Annotated in this window: 17 protein-coding genes; 12 read left to right on the top strand and 5 right to left on the bottom strand. The window is 63.1% G+C overall.

Annotated elements, in window-relative coordinates; genetic code table 11:
* Positions 1–38: 38 nt before the first annotated feature.
* On the top strand, positions 39–1,373 hold the full coding sequence (efeB, locus tag NPS29_RS08560; protein ID WP_274131986.1) for an iron uptake transporter deferrochelatase/peroxidase subunit: 1,335 nt from the start codon (positions 39–41) through the stop codon (positions 1,371–1,373).
* Positions 1,374–1,400: 27 nt separating this feature from the next.
* Positions 1,401–2,222: an iron uptake system protein EfeO gene (gene efeO / locus NPS29_RS08555; RefSeq protein WP_274131985.1), complete on the top strand. Its 822-nt coding sequence runs from the start codon at positions 1,401–1,403 to the stop codon at positions 2,220–2,222.
* Between the two features lie 267 nt (positions 2,223–2,489).
* Here efeO and NPS29_RS08550 read toward each other — a convergent pair whose 3' ends face one another.
* From NPS29_RS08550 to NPS29_RS08540, 3 genes are all read right to left on the bottom strand, one after another.
* Positions 2,490–3,260 (bottom strand): molybdopterin-dependent oxidoreductase, encoded by a 771-nt coding sequence (locus NPS29_RS08550; RefSeq protein WP_274131983.1) that lies wholly within the window; start codon positions 3,258–3,260, stop codon positions 2,490–2,492.
* A complete protein-coding gene (locus NPS29_RS08545; protein WP_274131981.1) occupies positions 3,253–3,876 on the bottom strand; it encodes a cytochrome b/b6 domain-containing protein in 624 nt (207 codons plus the stop codon). The genes NPS29_RS08550 and NPS29_RS08545 overlap by 8 nt, the downstream gene beginning before the upstream one ends.
* A gap of 141 nt (positions 3,877–4,017) precedes the next feature.
* The gene (locus NPS29_RS08540; protein ID WP_274131998.1) at positions 4,018–4,623 is read right to left on the bottom strand and encodes a hypothetical protein; all 606 of its coding nucleotides are present in this window, start codon (positions 4,621–4,623) and stop codon (positions 4,018–4,020) included.
* Positions 4,624–4,875: 252 nt separating this feature from the next.
* Here NPS29_RS08540 and NPS29_RS08535 point away from each other — a divergent pair, with 252 nt between their 5' ends.
* Together NPS29_RS08535 and NPS29_RS08530 are read left to right on the top strand one after the other, a co-directional pair.
* On the top strand, positions 4,876–5,571 hold the full coding sequence (locus NPS29_RS08535; protein ID WP_274131979.1) for a heavy metal response regulator transcription factor: 696 nt from the start codon (positions 4,876–4,878) through the stop codon (positions 5,569–5,571).
* Positions 5,544–6,941 (top strand): heavy metal sensor histidine kinase, encoded by a 1,398-nt coding sequence (locus NPS29_RS08530; protein ID WP_274131976.1) that lies wholly within the window; start codon positions 5,544–5,546, stop codon positions 6,939–6,941. The genes NPS29_RS08535 and NPS29_RS08530 overlap by 28 nt, the downstream gene beginning before the upstream one ends.
* Before the next feature lie 126 nt (positions 6,942–7,067).
* Here the strand turns inward: NPS29_RS08530 and NPS29_RS08525 are convergent, their stop codons facing one another.
* Positions 7,068–7,736: a polysaccharide lyase family 7 protein gene (locus NPS29_RS08525; protein ID WP_274131974.1), complete on the bottom strand. Its 669-nt coding sequence runs from the start codon at positions 7,734–7,736 to the stop codon at positions 7,068–7,070.
* A 547-nt stretch (positions 7,737–8,283) separates the two neighbouring features.
* On the opposite strand from NPS29_RS08525, the gene NPS29_RS08520 reads away from it, so the two are divergent.
* The 8 genes from NPS29_RS08520 (at position 8,284) to NPS29_RS08485 (ending at position 17,830) form a co-directional block, all read left to right on the top strand.
* Complete coding sequence (locus NPS29_RS08520) at positions 8,284–8,736, top strand: MarR family winged helix-turn-helix transcriptional regulator (RefSeq protein WP_274131972.1); 453 nt, start codon at positions 8,284–8,286, stop codon at positions 8,734–8,736.
* A 5-nt stretch (positions 8,737–8,741) separates the two neighbouring features.
* On the top strand, positions 8,742–10,832 hold the full coding sequence (locus NPS29_RS08515) for an FUSC family protein (protein WP_274131997.1): 2,091 nt from the start codon (positions 8,742–8,744) through the stop codon (positions 10,830–10,832).
* Positions 10,829–11,038 carry a DUF1656 domain-containing protein gene (locus NPS29_RS08510; protein ID WP_274131970.1) on the top strand — a complete coding sequence of 70 codons (210 nt, stop codon included), beginning with the start codon at positions 10,829–10,831 and terminating at the stop codon, positions 11,036–11,038. The genes NPS29_RS08515 and NPS29_RS08510 overlap by 4 nt, the downstream gene beginning before the upstream one ends.
* 1 nt (position 11,039) lies before the next feature.
* On the top strand, positions 11,040–11,936 hold the full coding sequence (locus NPS29_RS08505) for an efflux RND transporter periplasmic adaptor subunit (RefSeq protein ID WP_274131968.1): 897 nt from the start codon (positions 11,040–11,042) through the stop codon (positions 11,934–11,936).
* A complete protein-coding gene (locus tag NPS29_RS08500; RefSeq protein ID WP_274131966.1) occupies positions 11,933–13,357 on the top strand; it encodes an efflux transporter outer membrane subunit in 1,425 nt (474 codons plus the stop codon). The genes NPS29_RS08505 and NPS29_RS08500 overlap by 4 nt, the downstream gene beginning before the upstream one ends.
* Before the next feature lie 709 nt (positions 13,358–14,066).
* Entirely contained in the window at positions 14,067–14,900 is an 834-nt protein-coding gene (locus NPS29_RS08495; RefSeq protein ID WP_274131964.1) for an aldo/keto reductase, read from the top strand.
* A gap of 123 nt (positions 14,901–15,023) precedes the next feature.
* Positions 15,024–16,040, top strand: coding sequence for a transporter (locus NPS29_RS08490; protein ID WP_274131963.1), 1,017 nt, complete (start codon positions 15,024–15,026; stop codon positions 16,038–16,040).
* Between the two features lie 185 nt (positions 16,041–16,225).
* Positions 16,226–17,830 (top strand): inorganic phosphate transporter, encoded by a 1,605-nt coding sequence (locus NPS29_RS08485; RefSeq protein ID WP_274131961.1) that lies wholly within the window; start codon positions 16,226–16,228, stop codon positions 17,828–17,830.
* A gap of 104 nt (positions 17,831–17,934) precedes the next feature.
* Here the strand turns inward: NPS29_RS08485 and NPS29_RS08480 are convergent, their stop codons facing one another.
* Positions 17,935–18,849 carry a LysR substrate-binding domain-containing protein gene (locus NPS29_RS08480; protein WP_274131960.1) on the bottom strand — a complete coding sequence of 305 codons (915 nt, stop codon included), beginning with the start codon at positions 18,847–18,849 and terminating at the stop codon, positions 17,935–17,937.
* Positions 18,850–19,056: the final 207 nt, after the last annotated feature.

The following is a 19,056-nucleotide window of genomic DNA, read 5'->3' as shown; positions in this document are numbered from 1 at the left end:
CGCCCGGCCCTGAAACCAGAGCGAAGTAAGCCTCCAACATGAAAGATTTTGATTCATCCAACGCGCCGATTTCCGCTGAACGCCGTCGTGTCCTGCTCGGTCTGGGCGCTGCCGGCGCCGCCATTGCCGGTGCCAGCCTGAGCAGCAATGCCCTGGCCGGCAGTACCTCGGGACAGCCTGCCCCTGCGCAAGTGACCGAAGCGCCGAAAAGCGAGAAGACCCAGGATCACAACGACTTCCACGGCGTGCACCAGAGCGGCATCGTCACCCCGCGCCCGGTGGCCGGGATGATGGTCTCCTTCGACGTGCTGGCCCAGGATCGCGAAGACCTGGAGCGCATGTTCCGCACCCTCAACGACCGCATCGCCTTCCTGATGACCGGCGGCCCGGTGCCCCAGGTCGATCCGAAGCTGCCGCCGCTGGATTCCGGCATCCTCGGCCCTGTGGTGACGCCCGACAACCTGACCATCACCGTATCGGTGGGCGACTCGCTGTTCGACGAGCGCTTCGGCCTGGAACAGGTCAAACCCAAGCGCCTGCAACGCATGGTCGGCTTCCCCAACGATGCACTGGAAGCCGCCTGCTGCCACGGCGACCTGAGCATTCAGTTCTGCTCCAACGCGCCGGACAGCAACATCCACGCCCTGCGCGACATCGTGAAGAACCTGCCAGACCTGCTCATGGTGCGCTGGAAACAGGAAGGCACCGTGCCGGCCCAGGCCCCGCTCAAGCCGGGTCAGCAGCCGGAAAGCGCGCGCAACTTCCTGGGTTTCCGTGATGGTTCTGCCAACCCGGACTCCAACAACCAGAAGACCATGAACGAACTGGTCTGGGTCCAGCCGGGCAGCGACGAGCCGGCCTGGGCGGTCAACGGCAGCTATCAGGCGGTGCGGATCATCCGCAACTTCGTCGAGCGCTGGGACCGCACGCCGCTGCAGGAGCAGGAGTCGATCTTCGGCCGCACCAAGGCTGCCGGCGCGCCGATGGATGGCAAGAGCGAAACCGACGTCCCGGATTACAAGAAGGACCCGGAAGGCAAGATCACCCGCCTGGATTCGCACATCCGCCTGGCCAACCCGCGCACCGCAGACACCCAGAAGAACCTGATCCTGCGTCGTCCGTTCAACTATTCCAACGGCGTCAACAAGAACGGCCAGCTGGACATGGGGCTGTTGTTCATCTGCTACCAGCAGGACCTGGAAAAAGGCTTCATCACCGTCCAGACCCGGCTCAACGGCGAGCCGCTGGAGGAATACCTCAAGCCCACCGGCGGCGGTTATTTCTTCACCCTGCCGGGCGTCGTGGACAACAACGATTTCATTGGCCGGTCATTGCTGGCCGCTGCCGCCGCTGTAAAAACAAAAACTGCCTGACAACCCTTACCTCACAGGAAGAGCTCCATGAAAAAGTCGCCTCTCGCGCTGTTGGTTACCCTTGGCTTGTTGCAGACCCCATCGGTGTTCGCGGCTACCGCGCCACTGGATCTGGTAACGCCGGTTTCGGACTACAAGATCTACGTGTCGGAGCACGTCGACACACTGGTGGCAGAGACCCAGAAATTCACCGACGCCGTGAAGAAAGGCGATCTGGCAACGGCCAAGAAGCTGTTCCCGACCACTCGCGTTTCCTACGAGTCCATCGAGCCGATCGCCGAGCTGTTCAGTGACCTGGACGCCTCGATCGACTCCCGCGAAGACGACCACGAAAACGGCGTGAAGGCTGACGACTTCACCGGTTTCCACCGTCTGGAGCACGCCCTGTTCTCGCAGAACACCACCAAGGATCAGGCCGTATTCGCCGACAAGCTGCTGGCTGACGTCAAAGAGCTGCAATCGCGCATTGCCGACATGACCTTCCCGCCAGAGAAAGTGGTGGGCGGTGCTGCCGCGCTGATGGAAGAAGTCGCTGCGACCAAGCTGTCCGGTGAAGAAGACCGTTACAGCCACACCGACCTGTATGACTTCCAGGGCAACGTTGACGGCTCGAAGAAAATCGTCGACCTGTTCAAGCCGCAACTGCAGAAGTCTGACGCTGCGTTCGTCGCCAAGGTCGACAAGAACTTCGCCACCGTGGACAAGATCCTGGCCAAGTACAAGACCAAGGACGGCGGCTACGAGACCTACGACAAGGTCAAGGAAGCCGACCGCAAGGCCCTGGCTGGCCCGGTCAACACCTTGGCTGAAGACCTGTCGCAGATGCGTGGCAAACTCGGTCTGAACTGAGTGCGGTAATACCTGTAGCAGTCCGGCTTGCCGGCGTCGGCGCCCTTCAGATCGCCGTCGCCGGCAAGCCGGACTGCTACGGGAAAACAAGAAGCCCGCGTACCGATCGGTCGGTACGCGGGCTTTTTGTTTGGCGAGGCGAATTCACAGACGACCCGCATCCCTGTAGGAGTGAGCTTGCTCGCGATGGCGGAGTGTCTGACGATGAGATCGTGTAAGACATACCGCATCGCGAGCAAGCTCACTCCTACAGAGGGCGTGTGGCGCTTAAATCCCGCTAAACCAGTTATACCCCTGATCTTCCCAATACCCGCCCGGATAGTCGTTGGTCACGAAGATCTCGACGATGTGCTTGGGGTTCTTGAAGCCCAGCTTGGTCGGCACGCGAATGCGCAGCGGATAGCCGTAGGACGGTGGCAGCGCCACTTCGCCGAAATCCAGGGCAAGCAGCGTCTGCGGGTGCAGCGCGGTGGGCATGTCCAGGCTTGAGTAGTAGCGATCGGCACACTTGAAGCCGACGAACTTGGCCGTGGTGTCCGCCCCGACATGCTCAAGGAAGGTGCGCAACGGCACCCCGCCCCACTGCCCTATCGCGCTCCAGCCTTCGACGCAGATCAGCCGCGTGATGTCGGTGCGCTGTGGCAGTTTGCGCAGGCCATCGAGGGTCCATGGCGCCTTGTCGCGCACCAGCCCTGACACGCCGAGCTTCCAGTCCGCCACGTCCAGGTCGGGGATGTCGTCCTCGGCGTAATAGGCGTTGAACGGGAACGGGTTGCGGATCTTGTCCTTGCTGAAGGTCGGCGCCAGTTTCTGCCCGCTGAACAGCCAGGCCTGGACCCGGTCGTTCCAGCGCGACATGGACCACAGCACCTTGTCCACCTGATCGCCGTCCTGCAGGTTGCAGCCGCTGAGCATGGCCATGGCGCCGACGGTCAGGCCGCCTTTGAGGAAATGCCGCCGTTGCAGGTTTTCCAGTTGCGTCTGTTGGGCAGGCTCCAGGCGGATGCGCTGGATCGCGCGTTTCTTGGGCTCAATCATGTTCAGTCTTCCCGTTTTCCACTGGCCGCACCCCGCCGGTGATCATCGGCAACAGGGTCTTGGGCACCAGCAACACCAGCGCCAGATGCACCACGACGAACGCACCGATGGCTGCCATCGCGCCGAAATGCACGAAGCGGGCGAAGTCATAGCCGCCGAACAGCGCTGTCAGCTCCTGCAATTGGATCGGCTTCCAGATCGCCAGGCCCGACACCACGATCAGCACGCCCGCCGCCAGCACCAGCCAATACATCAGCCGCTGCACGGCGTTGTACACGCCCTTCTCATGCTTGAGGCGAAAGCGCAGGGCATCGAGCAGGTCGCGCTTGACCGCCGTCGGCGAGACGGGCAACAAGTCGCGTTTGAAGTGGCGGCTGAACAGGCCATACAGCACGTAGGCCAGGCCGTTGAACACCAGCAGCCACATCACCGCGAAATGCCAGGCCAGCGCCCCGCCAAGCCAGCCGCCCAGGGTGAAATCCCGGGGGAATGAGAAGGCAAACAGGGGTGAGGCGTTATAGATCGCCCAGCCGCTCATGAACATGCAGACCATGCCGAAGGCGTTGATCCAGTGCGTGAGGCGAACGGGCCAGGGGTGAATTCTGGTTTTTTTCATGGTTTGACACTCGTTACCACGTTGAAACACCCCGTAGCAGCACGGCTTGCCGGCGGGGGCGGTGTGTCAGTTGATTAATGTTTACCTGACACACCGCTCCCGCCGGCAAGCCGCGCTGCTACGGGCGCATATCAGCGCCTGTTACATCGGCGGCTGGAACCCATCCTTGCCGACCGCTACACCACGGGCGGTCTTGCCGTCTTCGGCCGGGAACACCACAACCTTGGCGCCCTTGACCAACTCATCGACCTTGCCTGCTTCCACGTACGCAATCGGCACGTCTTCCGGCACCACCAGCTGCTTCTCGCCACCCTTGTAGCTTACGCTCAGGGTACGGCCGTTGGCGTTGGTCAGCTTGCCGACAGTGCCGTTGGTCATGGTGCCGGTGCTGCCATCGGCGTTCTGCCAGCCGTAGTGGCCTTCACCGCTACCTTTGAGGCTCGCTTCGAACACCGTCACTTCCAGCGCCTTGAGCGTACCGTCAGCCTGCGGCGTGGCCGCCGAGCCGATGAAGCTGTCGGACTTGATCGAGGCGATGTCGGCCTTGGACACCAGACGCACGCCGGTCTTGTCGGTCAGCCCGATGCTTTGATGGGCGCCGGTGCGGGTGGTGAAATTCAGGGTGTTGTTTTCGACGCTGTCGACCGTGCCGCGCAGTGGCTTGACCACCGGCGTGTCGGCGGCGGAGGCCATGACCGCGGCGCTGAGCATCAGCATGCCAAAGGTGGTGGACAGTGCAGTCTTGATCTTCATCGATGCATTCCTTGAGGCAGGTTTCAGAACGAATGGGAATGTGTTGTCGCTGCGTAACTGATAACCATAGTTGATCGCCAACCGGTACTGGACCATGACCGGCCAATGACATTTTTGTCATTCGCCCGACGCCTGCGCCCATGACAAAAATGTAACCGACCTCGCCCCGCCAGTTGGTTACACTCCGCATTCCACGGGGCATCCAGCCGTACGGCCCCGGCCAAATTCTGCGAGCGTCACCTCTACATGCACATCCTGCTGATCGAAGACGACACCAAGACCGGCGAGTACCTCAAGAAGGGCCTGAGCGAGTCCGGCTACAAGGTCGACTGGACCCAGCACGGCACCGACGGCCTGCACATGGCCCTGGAAAACCGCTACGACCTGCTGGTGCTGGACGTGATGCTGCCGGGCATCGACGGCTGGCAGATCATCGAGATCCTGCGCGGCAAGCAGGATGTGCCGGTGCTGTTTCTCACCGCCCGGGACCAGCTTCACGACCGAATTCGCGGCCTGGAACTGGGTGCCGACGATTACCTGGTCAAACCGTTTTCCTTTACCGAACTGCTGCTGCGCATCCGCACCATCCTGCGCCGGGGCGTGGTGCGCGAGGCCGATCACTTTCATCTGGCCGATCTGGAACTGGACCTGCTGCGGCGCCGCGTCACGCGCCAGCAGCAGGTCATCACCCTGACCAACAAGGAGTTCGCCCTGTTGCACCTGTTGCTGCGTCGCGAAGGCGACGTGCTGTCCCGGGCGCAGATCGCCTCGGAGGTGTGGGACATGAACTTCGACAGCGACACCAACGTGGTCGACGTGGCGATCAAGCGCCTGCGCAGCAAGGTCGACCTGCCCTTCCCGGTCAAGTTGATCCACACCGTGCGCGGCATCGGTTATGTGTGCGAGGTGCGGCCATGCGAGCCCGACGCCAGCCATCCCTGACCCTGCGCTCCACCCTGGCGTTTGCGGTGGTGGCGATGCTCGCCGTGGCCAGTGCCGGGATGTACCTGTACGAAACCATGAAAGCCTCGGTCATGACCCGCAGCGATCATGCGGTGCTGGCGCGCCTGGATCACTTTCGCAAACTGTTGCAGTACGACCTGAGCCTGGAAACCCTGCGTAGCAGCCCGCAACTGTTCGAAAACATGCTCGACAGCGAGGACGACATCTTCATCATCGCCGAGCCCGGAAAGACCCCGGTCATCATGGTCAATCCGCTCAAGGCTGCGCTGCCCGAGATGCCGGTGGTCGGCGTCGGCCAGCCCTTGAGCACCGACGACATGCGCGGCGCCGCCGTGGGGCCGGACGAGATTCCCATGCGTGCTGCCACCGCCCAGGCCCTATCCGACGGCAAGGTGGTGAACCTCACTGCAGCGCACCTGGCAGTCAAGGAAATGGCCACCCTGGCCAACTTTCGCAACCGCATCCTGTTCGCCGTCGCGCTGGCCTTCGTCGTGACCGCCCTGCTCGGCTACCTCCTGCTGCGCCGTGGCCTGCGCCCGTTGCGGCGGATGGCTGCCCACGCCACCGCCATCACCCCGGCCCGGCTGGACAGCCGCATGGAAAGCCGCGACACCCCGGTCGAATTGCAGCAACTGAGCGACGCCTACAACGCCATGCTCGACCGCCTGGCCGACGGCTATCAGCGCCTGACCCAGTTCTCGGCGGACCTGGCCCATGAAATCCGCACCCCGGTGGGTTCGTTGATGGGGCATTGCCAGGTCGCGCTGCGCCAGCCGCGCAGTGCCGATGAGTATCAGGCACTGCTGGCCTCCAACCTTGAAGAACTGGAACGCATCTCACGCATGGTCGAGAGCATCCTGTTCCTGGCTCGCGCCGACGACGCCCAGGCGGCGCTGAACCGTCAGCCGCTGGAGCTGGAGGATGAGCTGCAGCGCGTGACCGGGTATTTCGAGGGTCTTGCCGAAGAGCGGCAGATGACCCTGAACATCGCAGGCGACGGCCGACTGGATGCCGACCCACTGCTGTTGCGCCGGGCGCTGAGCAACCTGGTGGCCAACGCCATTCGCTATGCCGACGAAGGCAGCCGGATTGATGTTCGGGTGGTCAATGCGGCTGATGGCTGCCAGATCGAGGTGGAAAACCAGGGGCCGGTGCTGAGTGAGTCGGCGTTGAGCAAACTCTTCGACCGCTTCTACCGCGCCGACGCCTCGCGTCACCAGAGCTCCGACTCAAACGGCCTGGGCCTGGCCATCGTCGCGGCGATCATGCAGTTGCATGGCGGCAAGGTCACGGTGAACCAGCCCGCGTCAGGGCGGATCTGCTTTTCCCTGATCTTCCCCAAATCCTGAATCCCTACGCACCGTAGCAGCCCGGCCGGGCGGCGCTCCGCTTGCCGGCGGGAGCGGTGTGTCAGGTAAAAATTTCTAAATGACACACCGCCCCCGCCGGCAAGCCGTGCTGCTACGGGATCGAGTTTACGCTTTTTTGTCGTGGGAAATTTGTAACTTGTAAAACGTTGCCGCGCCGCCTTCGGTCGCATACCCGGTGTTGTCCTGGGTGTAGACGCCTGCCTTGAAATACAGCTGCTTGCCATTCCAGGTCTGGTCCAGTCGGGTGCCCCATTGCATTTCGTGGGCGTTGACGGTCAGGTCGCCGCTGGGCGTCAGGTGGATGGTGTAGGTGAAGCGTTCCTTGAGCCGCACGCCGGTGGCGATCTGGATCACTTCGGGCTCCGAAGTCGGGGTCAGGCGAAACTTGGCGACGATATTGCCGGTCGCGGTTTTTTCCTTGTACTGGTACTCAAGCTTGATCAGCGGCTCGGTGCTGCCATAGCAGTGGATCTGGCCGATGACGATCTTGCCCGACGACGGCACCTGGTCCACGGTCAGCGCCGCACGCAGGAAATTGTCGGCCTGGGTGTAGGTCCAGTTGTGGACCGCGCCGTTGGCATAGGTTTCGCGCAGTTCAGTACGCGGGTAGATGGCGTTGTCGGTTTTTGAGCCGGTCACCGGTGCCCAGAAAAACAGCGTGTCTCCGGAACGGAAATACCCATCCTGATAACCGCCGACCAGTTTGGCGGTGTCGACAGTGACGGCGGGTGTACCGACGGGTACCGAGAGATTCCAGGTGGCGAGATCGATCATGTTGCGCTCGTGGGTGCGCATTGCGCACCAGCAAAGGGATGTGTCTGGACCGGGGTTGTGCGCCCGGTTTCCTGTCGCCTTTGCTATCGGCTGAAACGGTTGATCTTTAGCGATGGCATCAGTCAAGAAACCGCCGGAATCGCTCAAAAATCTGTGAATGATGCCGGTTTGATATCAATTAATTCAAACAGCCGATTGGCCATTTTTTAACCAACATGGCGGATATCGGGCATGGCGTATGCGTCAGTTTTTTGAAGCGTCTCTGAGGCAAGTTCCAAAATCGACCGGGATATTTTCCAAATCCCCGACAGACGGTCGGCACATCATCCGTAGCAGCACGGCTTGCCGGCGGGAGCGGTGTGTCAGGTAAAAATAGTCCAGATGACACACCGCCCCGCCGGCAAGCCGTGCTGCTACGGGCACTTTTTCATTTGACGAAATAACTTTGTTACTGGATATTAATAGTTAGCAAGCTAATAATACAGCGACTAATCATTCACAGCCTAACCAAAAGCTTTTCTCAATCGATCAACCAGTGGCACCTTCGATGACTCTAGACTCACTGCAAATGCACATCACCGGCGGCGTGGTCGCGGCTTCCCGTCAATGGCGCCGGGTGTGTCAGACCACGCTGATGAACAGCGGCGTGTCGGAGGCCTGCGCAGGCCCCCTGCTGATGATCGCGCGCCTGGGTGAAGGTGTGCGCCAGGTCACGGTGGCCCAGGCGTGCGGGCTGGAGAGCCCTTCGCTGGTGCGCCTGCTGGATCAACTGGGCAAGGCCAACCTGGTGCAGCGCACCGAAGACCCCACCGACCGCCGCGCCAAGGCCCTGAGCCTGACCGCCGAAGGTCGCGCGCTGGCCAACTCCATCGAGGCCGAGCTGATTCGCCTGCGCCGCGAGGTCTTCGCCGACATCGACCCTGCCGATCTGGAAGCCACTCAGCGGGTGTTCAAGGCGATTGCCCGGGCCACGTCGATCACCCCGGAGTCGTCCTCTTGAGCGCGCTGTTCAAAGGCTTCTTCCAAGGCGTGCCGCCATCCCGGGACTGGTTCTACGGCGTGCGCACCTTCGCCGCCTCCATGCTGGCCCTGTACCTGGCGCTGATCTTCGAACTGCCGCGTCCCTACTGGGCGATGGCCACGGTCTACATCGTCTCCAGCCCCTTCGTCGCGCCCACCAGTTCCAAAGCCCTGTACCGCGCAGCCGGCACGCTGCTGGGGGCTGCTGCGTCGGTGCTGGTGGTGCCGATGTTCGTGCAGACGCCCTTTCTGCTGGCGGTGGTGATTGCCCTGTGGACCGGCACCCTGCTCTTCCTGTCCCTGCACCTGCGCACCGCCAACAGCTACGCGCTGATGCTGGCTGGCTATACCATGCCGCTGATTTCCTTCCCCGTGGTGGACAACCCCCAAGCCGTGTTCGACATCGCCGTATCGCGTACCGAAGAGATCTTTCTGGGCATCGTCTGCGCCGCCGTGGTCGGGGCGATGTTCTGGCCTCGGCGCCTAGCCCCGGTGCTGGTGGACTCGATGAGCAAATGGTTCAAGGACGCCTCGACCTACAGCGATCTGTTCCTGGCGCGCAACGCGACACCCGAGGCCATCGGCGGGCTGCGCACTTCCATGGTCGGCACCTTCAACACACTTGAGCTGATGATCGGCCAGTTGCCTCACGAGGGCGCGCATCCGCAGACCATGCGCAACATCCGCGAACTGCGCGGGCGCATGATCCATCTGCTGCCGGTGATCGACGCGCTGGACGATGCCCTGTGGGCGCTCGAACGCCGCACGCCAGAGTTGGTGGCCGATGTGGCGCCGCTGGTCATCGAGTGCCGCGACTGGCTGGAGAAAACCGCTTCCAGCGCCCCCGAGAAATACTGGCAGGCCCTGCACGACGAACTCGACCGCTTGCAACCGACCGCCGCCCAGGTCGATGACCGCCGCCAGTTGCTGCTGTCCACCGTGCTCTATCGCCTGCGCGAATTCATCGACCTGTGGCAGGACTGCCGCACCCTGCAATGCGCCATCGAAACCGACGACCATTCTCCCTGGCGCGCCGTGTACCGCCACTGGCGTCTGGGCCGGCTGTCGCCGTTCCTGGACAAGGGCATGATGCTGTATTCGGTGGCCACTTCGGTCAGCGCGATCATCGTTGCTTCCGTGCTGTGGATTCTCCTTGGCTGGCAGGACGGCGCCAGTGCCGTGGCTCTTGCGGCCGTGTCCTGCAGCTTCTTCGCGGCGATGGACGATCCGGCGCCGCAGATCTACCGGTTCTTCTTCTGGACCCTGATGTCGGTGATCTTCGCCAGTCTCTACCTGTTCGTGGTGCTGCCCAACCTGCACGATTTCCCGATGCTGGTGCTGGCCTTCGCCGTGCCGTTCATCGTGGTCGGCACCCTGACCGTGCAGCCGAAGTTCTACCTGGGCACGCTGCTGACCATCGTCAACACCTCGTCGTTCATCAGCATCCAGAGCGCCTACGACGCGGACTTCCTGAACTTCCTCAACTCGAACCTGGCTGGCCCTGCGGGTCTGGCGTTTGCGTTTGTCTGGACCCTCGTCGTGCGGCCCTTCGGCACCGAAGTGGCCGCCAAGCGCCTGACCCGCTCGGCCTGGCGCGACATCGTCACCCTGTGCGAAGACGCCACCCTGGCCGAACACCGGCGCATGGGCGTGCGCATGCTCGACCGCCTGATGCAGCATTTGCCGCGCCTGACCATTACCGCCCAGGACACCAGCATCGCCGTGCGCGAGGTGCGCGTGGCGCTGAACATGCTCGACCTGCTGGCGTACCTGCCGCGGGTGCAAGCGGTGCCGCATCAACTGCTGCGCCAGGTCATCGATGAAGTGGGCAGCTACTTCCGCGCCTGCCTCAAAGCCCACGAGCGCCTGCCTGCGCCCAAGGGCCTGTTGATGACCATGGACCGCGCGCGCCGCTCGCTGACCTTCGACTGGATGGGCGACGACCAGTCGCGCCTGCACCTGTTGCACGCCCTGAGCGGCCTGCGCCTGGCGTTATTGCCGGGAGTGGAGATCGTCGACGTGCTCGCCGAGCAAGAAGAACAACCGCCGTATGGCATCGATGGAGCGCCACTGTGATTGGTGATCTGGATATCAGCGGGATTTTCCTGCCGACCTTTCTGGTGCTGATGGGCATCGCCTATGTGATTTTCCTGGTGGTCCACGCCGTGCTGTCGCGTGTCCACTTCTACCGCCTGGTCTGGCACCGGGCTTTGTTCAACGTCGGTCTGTACGCCCTGCTGCTCGGCGTTGTGGATACCCTCAGTCGCTACCTGATGAGCTGAAATGAAAAAACCTCTACTGACTCTGGGCCGTGTGGTCCTGACACTGCTGGTCGTCATCCTCGCCGCCATCGTCGTCTGGCGCATGGTGATGTATTACATGTACGCGCCCTGGACCCGCGACGGCCATATCCGTGCCGACGTGATCCAGATCGCCCCGGACGTGTCCGGGCTGATCGAGAAAGTCTCGGTCACCGACAACCAGGCGATCACCAAGGGCCAGGTGCTGTTCACCATCGACCAGGACCGCTTCCGTCTGGCCCTGCGCCAGGCCCAGGCGACCGTGGCCGAGCGCAAGGAGACCTGGGAACAGGCCCAGCGCGAGAACAAGCGCAACCGTGGCCTGGGCAACCTGGTGGCCCGCGAGCAACTGGAAGAAAGCCAGTCCAAGGAAGCCCGCGCGCTGTCGGCGTTGAACGAGGCCCAGGTGGCGGTGGATGCCGCGCAACTGAACCTGGATCGCTCGGTGATCCGCAGCCCGGTGGACGGCTACCTCAACGACCGTGCGCCACGGGACCGCGAGTTCGTCAGTGCCGGGCGTCCGGTGCTGTCGGTGGTCGACAGCGCCTCGTACCACATCGACGGCTACTTCGAAGAAACCAAGCTGGACGGCATCCACATCGGCTCGGCCGTGGACATCCGCGTAATCGGCGACAACGCCCGCCTGCGCGGCCACGTGGTGAGCATCGTCGCCGGTATCGAAGACCGCGACCGCAGCAGCGGCTCGAACCTGCTGCCCAACGTCAACCCGGCGTTCAGCTGGGTGCGTCTGGCCCAGCGGATTCCGGTGCGCATCGCCTTTGACGAAGTGCCGCAGGATTTCCGCATGATCGCCGGGCGTACCGCCACGGTGTCGATCATCGACGAGGCCAAGGCCAACGACAAAGGAGCCGCGCAATGAAACACAGCGCGCGGCTGCTGACCGTCGGTTTAGGCATGCTCCTGTCGGCGTGCACTGTGGTTGGCCCCGATTACAAACTGCCCAAGGACGCCGCCGTGAACCGCGCGGACCTGCAGGGCGAGATCGCCGGATCGTCGTCGAACGTGGTGTCGGCCCCGGTGCCAGCGGACTGGTGGCGGCTGTATCACGATCCGAAACTCGACGAACTGGTGCGTCAGGCGCTGGTGTCCAGCACCGACCTGCGCGTCGCGGCGGCCAACCTGCAGCGCGCCCGTTACCAGACCGACGAAGCTGATGCCGCCGGTGGTTTTACCAACACCGCCAAGGCCGGAGTCCAGCGCCTGCAGGAAGCCGGGCAGGCGTTTCTGTTGCCGGAAAAAGTCCCGGTTGCCAACGTCGCCGACGTCGGCCTGACCACTTCTTACCAGTTCGACCTGTTCGGCGTGCTGCAGCGGGGTATCGAAGCGGCCCAGGCCAACACCGATGCGGCCCAGGCGGCGGCGGACACGGCGCGAATCACTCTGGTGGCCGATGTCGTGCGTTCCTACACGCAAATCTGCGCGGCCAATGAAGAACGCAACATCGCCCTGCACTCGCTGGACCTGCAAAAACAGAGCGTCGACCTGACCCAGCGCCTGCGCGATGCCGGGCGTGGCGACGAAACGCAGGTGACCCGCACGCAGACCCAGTTCAAATCCCTGCGCGCCGAACTGCCTCGCTATGACGCGGCGCAAAAGGCCGGGTTGTACCGCCTGTCGATGCTGCTGGCCAAGCCGCTGGAGCAATTGCCCAAGGGCGTGGCCGACTGCGCCGAGCTGCCGCATATCGCCCAGGTGATGCCAGTTGGTGACGGCGCCGCGCTGCTCAAACGCCGCCCGGACGTGCGTCAGGCCGAGCGCCGCCTGGCAGTGTCCAGCGCCGCGATTGGCGTGGCCACCGGCGAGCTGTATCCGGACATCAGCATCGGCGCGACCGTCGGCACCGTCGGCATCCTCAAGGAATTGGGCGAGCCCTCGACCAACCGCTGGGGCTTTGGCGGCGTGATCAACTGGACCATCCCGTCCAACGGCGCCCGCGCCCGCATCCACATGGCCGAAGCCTCGAACCAGGCGGCCCTGGCGCACTTCGATGGCGTGGTGCTCAATGCGATCCGCGAAGCCCAGACCAGCCTGTCGCAATACACCGCCCTGCTCGAACGCCGCGACGCCCTGGCCGACGCCGAACAGTCCGCCAAACAGGCCGCCGACCAGATCCACCGCTTCTTCGTGGCTGGCCGCGAATCCTTCCTGGCCGACCTGCAGGCGACCCGCACCTACACCGACGTCACCGCCCAGCTGTCAGCCGCCAACACCCAGGTAGCGATGGGACAGATCGACCTGTTCCTGGCGCTGGGTGGTGGTTGGGAAGGCAGCCACCGGTAGCGGCATGGCTTGCTTGCAACGGCGCCCTCAAAATCGCCGACTCCCGCAAGCCGGACTGCTACGGGTGTCGTCACCTCAACCCCGTAGGAGCGCGCTTGCCCGCGATGGCGCCCTTGAGATCGCTCCCGCCGGCAAGCCGGACTGCTACGGGTGTCGTCACCTCAACCTTGTAGGAGTGAGCTTGCTAGCGATGGCGCCCTTGAGATCGCTCCCGCCGGCAAGCCGTGCTGCTACGGGGCGGTGTACAACCAAAGATTTTGATCTTGCTTTTGATCTTGGTGCGCGATGGCACAAACGCCGCAGAATGCGACGTCAAGGCGCCAGGCCGAGCGCAGGTGTCGTGGAGGGGGATGAGCGGCAGGAGCCGCGAAAGCCGTGCGGGCCAGGGACGGCCCATCACGGCGTGCCCCCGGAACGGCGCCGGAGTCGAGGGAAGTCCGACGAAGGAGGACCCCAGCCTGTCGCAAATGGTTTGCCTACTTTCCCGAAAGAAAGTAGGTCGCCCGTAAGGGGCGAAACCCTAAGCCAAAACCACCGCGAAAACGGATATACACCCGATCCCAAAGTCACCCAACGACGCAGAGCGTCACTAAAGCCGTTACCACGCGGAGCGTGGGAACGATCATGTGCCGTGCCGCGCACATGCAATTGAACCCTCGCCCGCCTACACTGCCTCATCTCTCTATACCCACCCGGCAGGAGGCACCCCATGCGCACGATGCAACTGGCAGACAAAACCGTTCCCGTCATCGGCCAGGGCACCTGGCACATGGGCGAAGATCGCGCCCAGCGACAGGCCGAAGTAGCCGCCCTGCAACACGGCATCGAACAGGGCCTGACCCTGATCGACACCGCCGAAATGTACGGCGAAGGCGGTGCCGAAGAAGTGGTCGGCCAGGCCATCGCCGGCAGGCGCGATCAGGTCACGCTGGTGAGCAAGGTCTACCCCCACAACGCCAGCAGCAAAGGCGTGATCGCCGCTTGCGAACGCAGCCTGCAGCGCATGAAAACCGACCACATCGACCTCTACCTGCTGCACTGGCCAGGTTCCTACCCACTGGAAGAAACCGTCGAAGCCTTCGAAGGCCTGCGCGTGGCGGGCAAGATCGGTCGTTGGGGCGTATCGAACTTCGACGTCTCGGACCTGCTGGAACTCGACACCATCGCCTCGGGCACGCCCTGCGCCACCAACCAGGTGCTGTACAACCCCGCCGAACGCGGCATCGAATACGACCTCATTCCCTGGATGCAAAACGCCCTGATGCCACTCATGGCCTACTGCCCCATCGGCCAGGCGGGTGACCTGCTGATGAACCCGGCGCTGATGCAGATCGCCGAGCAGCACAACGCCACTCCCGCGCAGATCAGCCTGGCCTGGGTAATCCGTCAGGAAGGTGTGATCGCTATCCCCAAGGCGGTGGATCCCCTGCACATCCAGCTCAACGCCGATGCTGCAAGGATCGAACTGAGCATCGAGGACGAGCTGCTGATAAACACTTCGTGGCCGGCACCGATTCGTAAAAAGCGCCTGGCGATGGTGTAAGACGTCGCCGGTAAATGAAATCGTAACCTTGCGATACAAACCGTCACAAAACTGTCAAAACCGCTTGCGATGATGCCGCTTTCAGCCCCGTGCCCCAGCGGCACGCATCGCCTGCGAGCCCTCATGAATCAAAGCATTGCCCGGCATCAGGACTCTGACATCTTCGGTCTGCTGTATGGATTCCGTTTCCGTATCGATGAGCCGGGGCGCGAGATTGATTCGGCCACTGCGCTGGAATTCCTGCGCAACCCCGCCGAGCCCGGGGAATTCATCTGGCTGCACCTGAACCTGGCCCACGCCAGTTGCGAGCGCTGGCTCAAGACGAATCTGGATTTACCCGACGAATTTCTCGAAGCGCTGCATGAAGGCTCGCGCTCGACCCGCATCGAGCACGTCGACTCGGCGCTGCTGGCGGTGGTCAACGACGTGGTGTTCGACTTCAACCGGGTCTCGACCGACATCGCCACGATGTGGGTCTGCGTACGCGGCAACCTGATGATTTCCGCTCGCCATCAGCCGCTGCGCTCGGTGGACAAGCTGCGCTCCTCGGTCAAGCGCGGCGAGACCTTCCGCTCGCCGCTGGAACTGCTGGCGCACCTGCTGCGCGACCAGAGCGAAGTGCTGGCGCAGTTCATGCGCAAGACCAGCATCAGCGTCGACAAGATCGAAGACCAGCTCCTGTCCCAGCGCCTGAGCAACAACCGCACCGAACTTGGCACCATGCGCCGGGTGCTGGTGCGCCTGCAACGCCTGCTGGCGCTGGAGCCTGGCTCACTGATGCGCCTGCTGCACCGACCGCCGCAATGGCTGCTGGAAGAGGACTTGCAGGAGCTGCGCCAGTCAACCGAAGAGTCGGCGCTGGTCATCAGCGACCTCACCGCCCTGGGCGAGCGGATCAAGCTGTTGCAGGAGGAAATCGCCGCCAACCTCAACGAACAGAGCAGCCGCACGCTGTTCACCCTGACCGTGGTCACGGTGCTGGCCCTGCCGATCAACATCGTGGCGGGTTTCTTCGGCATGAACGTCGGCGGCATTCCGCTGGCCACCGATCCCCATGGCTTCTGGGTGCTGGTGGCACTGGTGGCGTCGTTCACCTTCATCGCCGGGCGCTGGGCATTTCGCAAGAGTCGGGATTATTGACCTGGCGACAAGCGCCCACTCACATTGAGTCTTCCTGAAAGAAAAATGGCCCTTTGACGCCATTTTTTTGAAGCCCGTTAATCGCTTACAGCCAATAAATACGCGGTCTTGCTGACCTGCGTCGTATCTCTGTCACATTTTGTAATGAAGATATTCACCATCCCATCTCAACAGGATTGTGAATCATGGCGACCCCCTCTATGGCTCAAGGCTCACCGAGCCTTAGCTCCCAATTCGGCCGCAAGCCCGGCATCCTGACGATGGTGATCTTCTTCGCCGTCCTCGGCCTGGGCCTGCTCTACACGGCCTACAGCCTGAAATCGGACATGGATGAGCTGGGCACGGTCGTCACCACCTGGGTGCCGTTCCTGCTGCTGGGCGTCGCGCTGCTGATCGCCCTGGGCTTCGAGTTCGTCAACGGCTTCCATGACACCGCCAACGCGGTGGCAACGGTCATCTACACCCACTCCCTGCCGCCGAACTTTGCGGTGGTCTGGTCCGGTGCGTTCAACTTCCTGGGCGTGCTGTTCTCCAGCGGCGCCGTGGCGTTCGGCATCATCGCGCTGTTGCCGGTGGAACTGATCCTGCAGGTCGGCTCGTCGGCCGGCTACGCGATGATCTTCGCCCTGTTGATCGCCGCCATCCTGTGGAACCTGGGCACCTGGTGGCTGGGCCTGCCAGCATCGTCGTCGCACACCCTGATCGGTTCGATCATCGGCGTGGGCGTGGCCAACGCGCTGATGCACGGCCGTGACGGCACCAGCGGCGTGGACTGGACCCAGGCGACCAAGATCGGCTACTCGCTGCTGCTATCGCCCCTGGTGGGCTTCACCTGCGCCGCGCTGCTGCTTCTGGCCCTGCGCGCCTTCGTGAAGAATCGCGCGCTGTACAAGGCGCCGGAAGGCAACACCCCGCCGCCGCTGTGGATTCGCGGCCTGCTGATCGTGACCTGCACCGGCGTGTCCTTCGCCCACGGCTCCAACGATGGCCAGAAAGGCATGGGCCTGATCATGCTGATCCTGGTCGGCACCCTGCCGATGGCCTACGCGCTGAACCGCACCATGCCGGCCGACCAGTCGGTGCAGTTCGCCGCCGTGGCGCAAGTGACCCAGCAGGCGCTGACCAAGGCTGCGCCGTTGCCAGCCCCGGCCGACTCGCGCAAGACGCTGTCCGAGTACATCCGCGACAAACAGGCCACTCCCGAGCTGGTGCCTGCGCTGGCGGTGATGGCCGGCAAGATCGGCGACCAGGTCGCAAGCTACGGCTCGCTGGCCAAAGTGCCTGCCGAGGCCACGGCCAACGTGCGTAACGACATGTACCTGACGTCCGAAGCCATTCGCATCATGGACAAGAACAAGGTCGGCAACTTCGACGCCGACACCCAAGGCAAGGTGCAGCTGTTCAAGCAGCAGATCGACAGCGCCACCCGCTTCATCCCGCTGTGGGTCAAGATCGCGGTCGCCATCGCGCTGGGCCTGGGCACCATGGTCGGCTGGAAGCGCATCGTAGTCACCGTCGGTGAGAAGATCGGCAAGACCCACATGACCTACGCCCAGGGCGCCTCTGCCGAAGTGGTCGCGATGCTGACCATCGGTGCGGCCGACATGTACGGCCTGCCGGTGTCGACGACCCACGTGTTGTCTTCGGGCGTGGCTGGCAGCATGACCGCCAACGGTTCGGGCCTGCAGATGCGCACCCTGCGCAACCTGGCCATGGCCTGGGTCCTGACCCTGCCTGCGGCGATCCTGCTGTCCGGCGGACTGTACTGGCTGTTCACCCAGATTTTCTGATTTGCAGAGCTTCCGTGCTCTCCTTCACAGGCGCTCAGGCGCCTGTTTTTTTTGCCTGCTGCATCGCTCCCGCCGGCAAGCCGTGCTGCTACGGGAATGGGGTGTCAGATCGACAGCCCCTGAAAATGTGCCTGCAAAAACTCCACGCACACCCGCAGCTTCCCGGAACTGGCCAGCCGCGTCGGGTACACCGCCCAGACGTTGGCGGTTTCGGTGTATTCGGGAAGTACCTGCACCAGCCTGCCCTGCTCCAGAAAGGGCTTCACATCCCACAGCGAACGGTGCAGCACCCCGCGCCCGTCCAGCGCCCATTGCAGGACGATCTCGCCGCTGTTGGATGACAGAGGCCCGCTGACCCGCACCGTCTCCGGCACCCCGTCGCGCTCCACATGCCAGATGCCAAAGGCGTTGTCGCGCTCCTTGATGACCAGGCAATCGTGCTGTTCGAGATCGGCCAGTTGCGTGGGTGTGCCACGCCGGGCCAGGTAGTCGGGGGCTGCGCAAAGCACGCGGTGGTTGCTCGCCAACTGCCGGCCGATGTGCTGGCCGGGGATGTCGTCGCCGACGCGGATTTCCAGGTCGAAGCCTTCGCTGACGATGTCCACCACGCGGTCGAACAGGTCCAGGCGCACCTCCAGGTCCGGGTAGGCCCGGGCCAGTTTCGAGATCGCCGGGGCGACGTGGTTGCGGCCAAAGCCCAGGGAGCTGCACAGGTGCAGTTTGCCCCGTGGCGCCTGATGGGCCTCGGACAATTCGTCATGCAGCAACTGGAAATCTTCAAGGATCCGCACCGCCCAGCGCTGCACCCGCTCGCCGTCTTCGGTGAGGGCGATCTTGCGGCTGGTGCGATGCAGCAGGCGCGTGGCCAGGGTCGTCTCCAGAATCTGGATGCGCTTGCTGACGTAGGCCGGTGACAGGCCGAGTTCTTCGGCGGCGGCGGCGAACCCGGATTTGCGAATCACGGTGAGGAATACCCGCAGGTCTTCGGGCAGGGGTGCTGCTTCTTTTTTTGTGGTCATGCGGGTTCTTTTTGTCAGGCTGGGACAATGACCTGTAGGAGTGAGCTTGCTCGCGATGGCGGAGTGCCAATCACCGATCCATTACCTGAACAAACGCGATCGCGAGCAAGCTCACTCCTACAGGGGCGCGCAGGGCAAGAGAATATCACCCTGTGAAAAACATACGTTTCAAAACGTAAATGCCGACATATCTCTTTAAGTTCTAAA

It is taken from the genome of Pseudomonas putida, assembly GCF_028682175.1.
Lineage (GTDB): Bacteria > Pseudomonadota > Gammaproteobacteria > Pseudomonadales > Pseudomonadaceae > Aquipseudomonas > Aquipseudomonas putida_AD.
The sequence above is the reverse complement of the archived record's forward strand: the minus strand, read 5'-3'. Positions and strand labels throughout refer to the sequence as shown.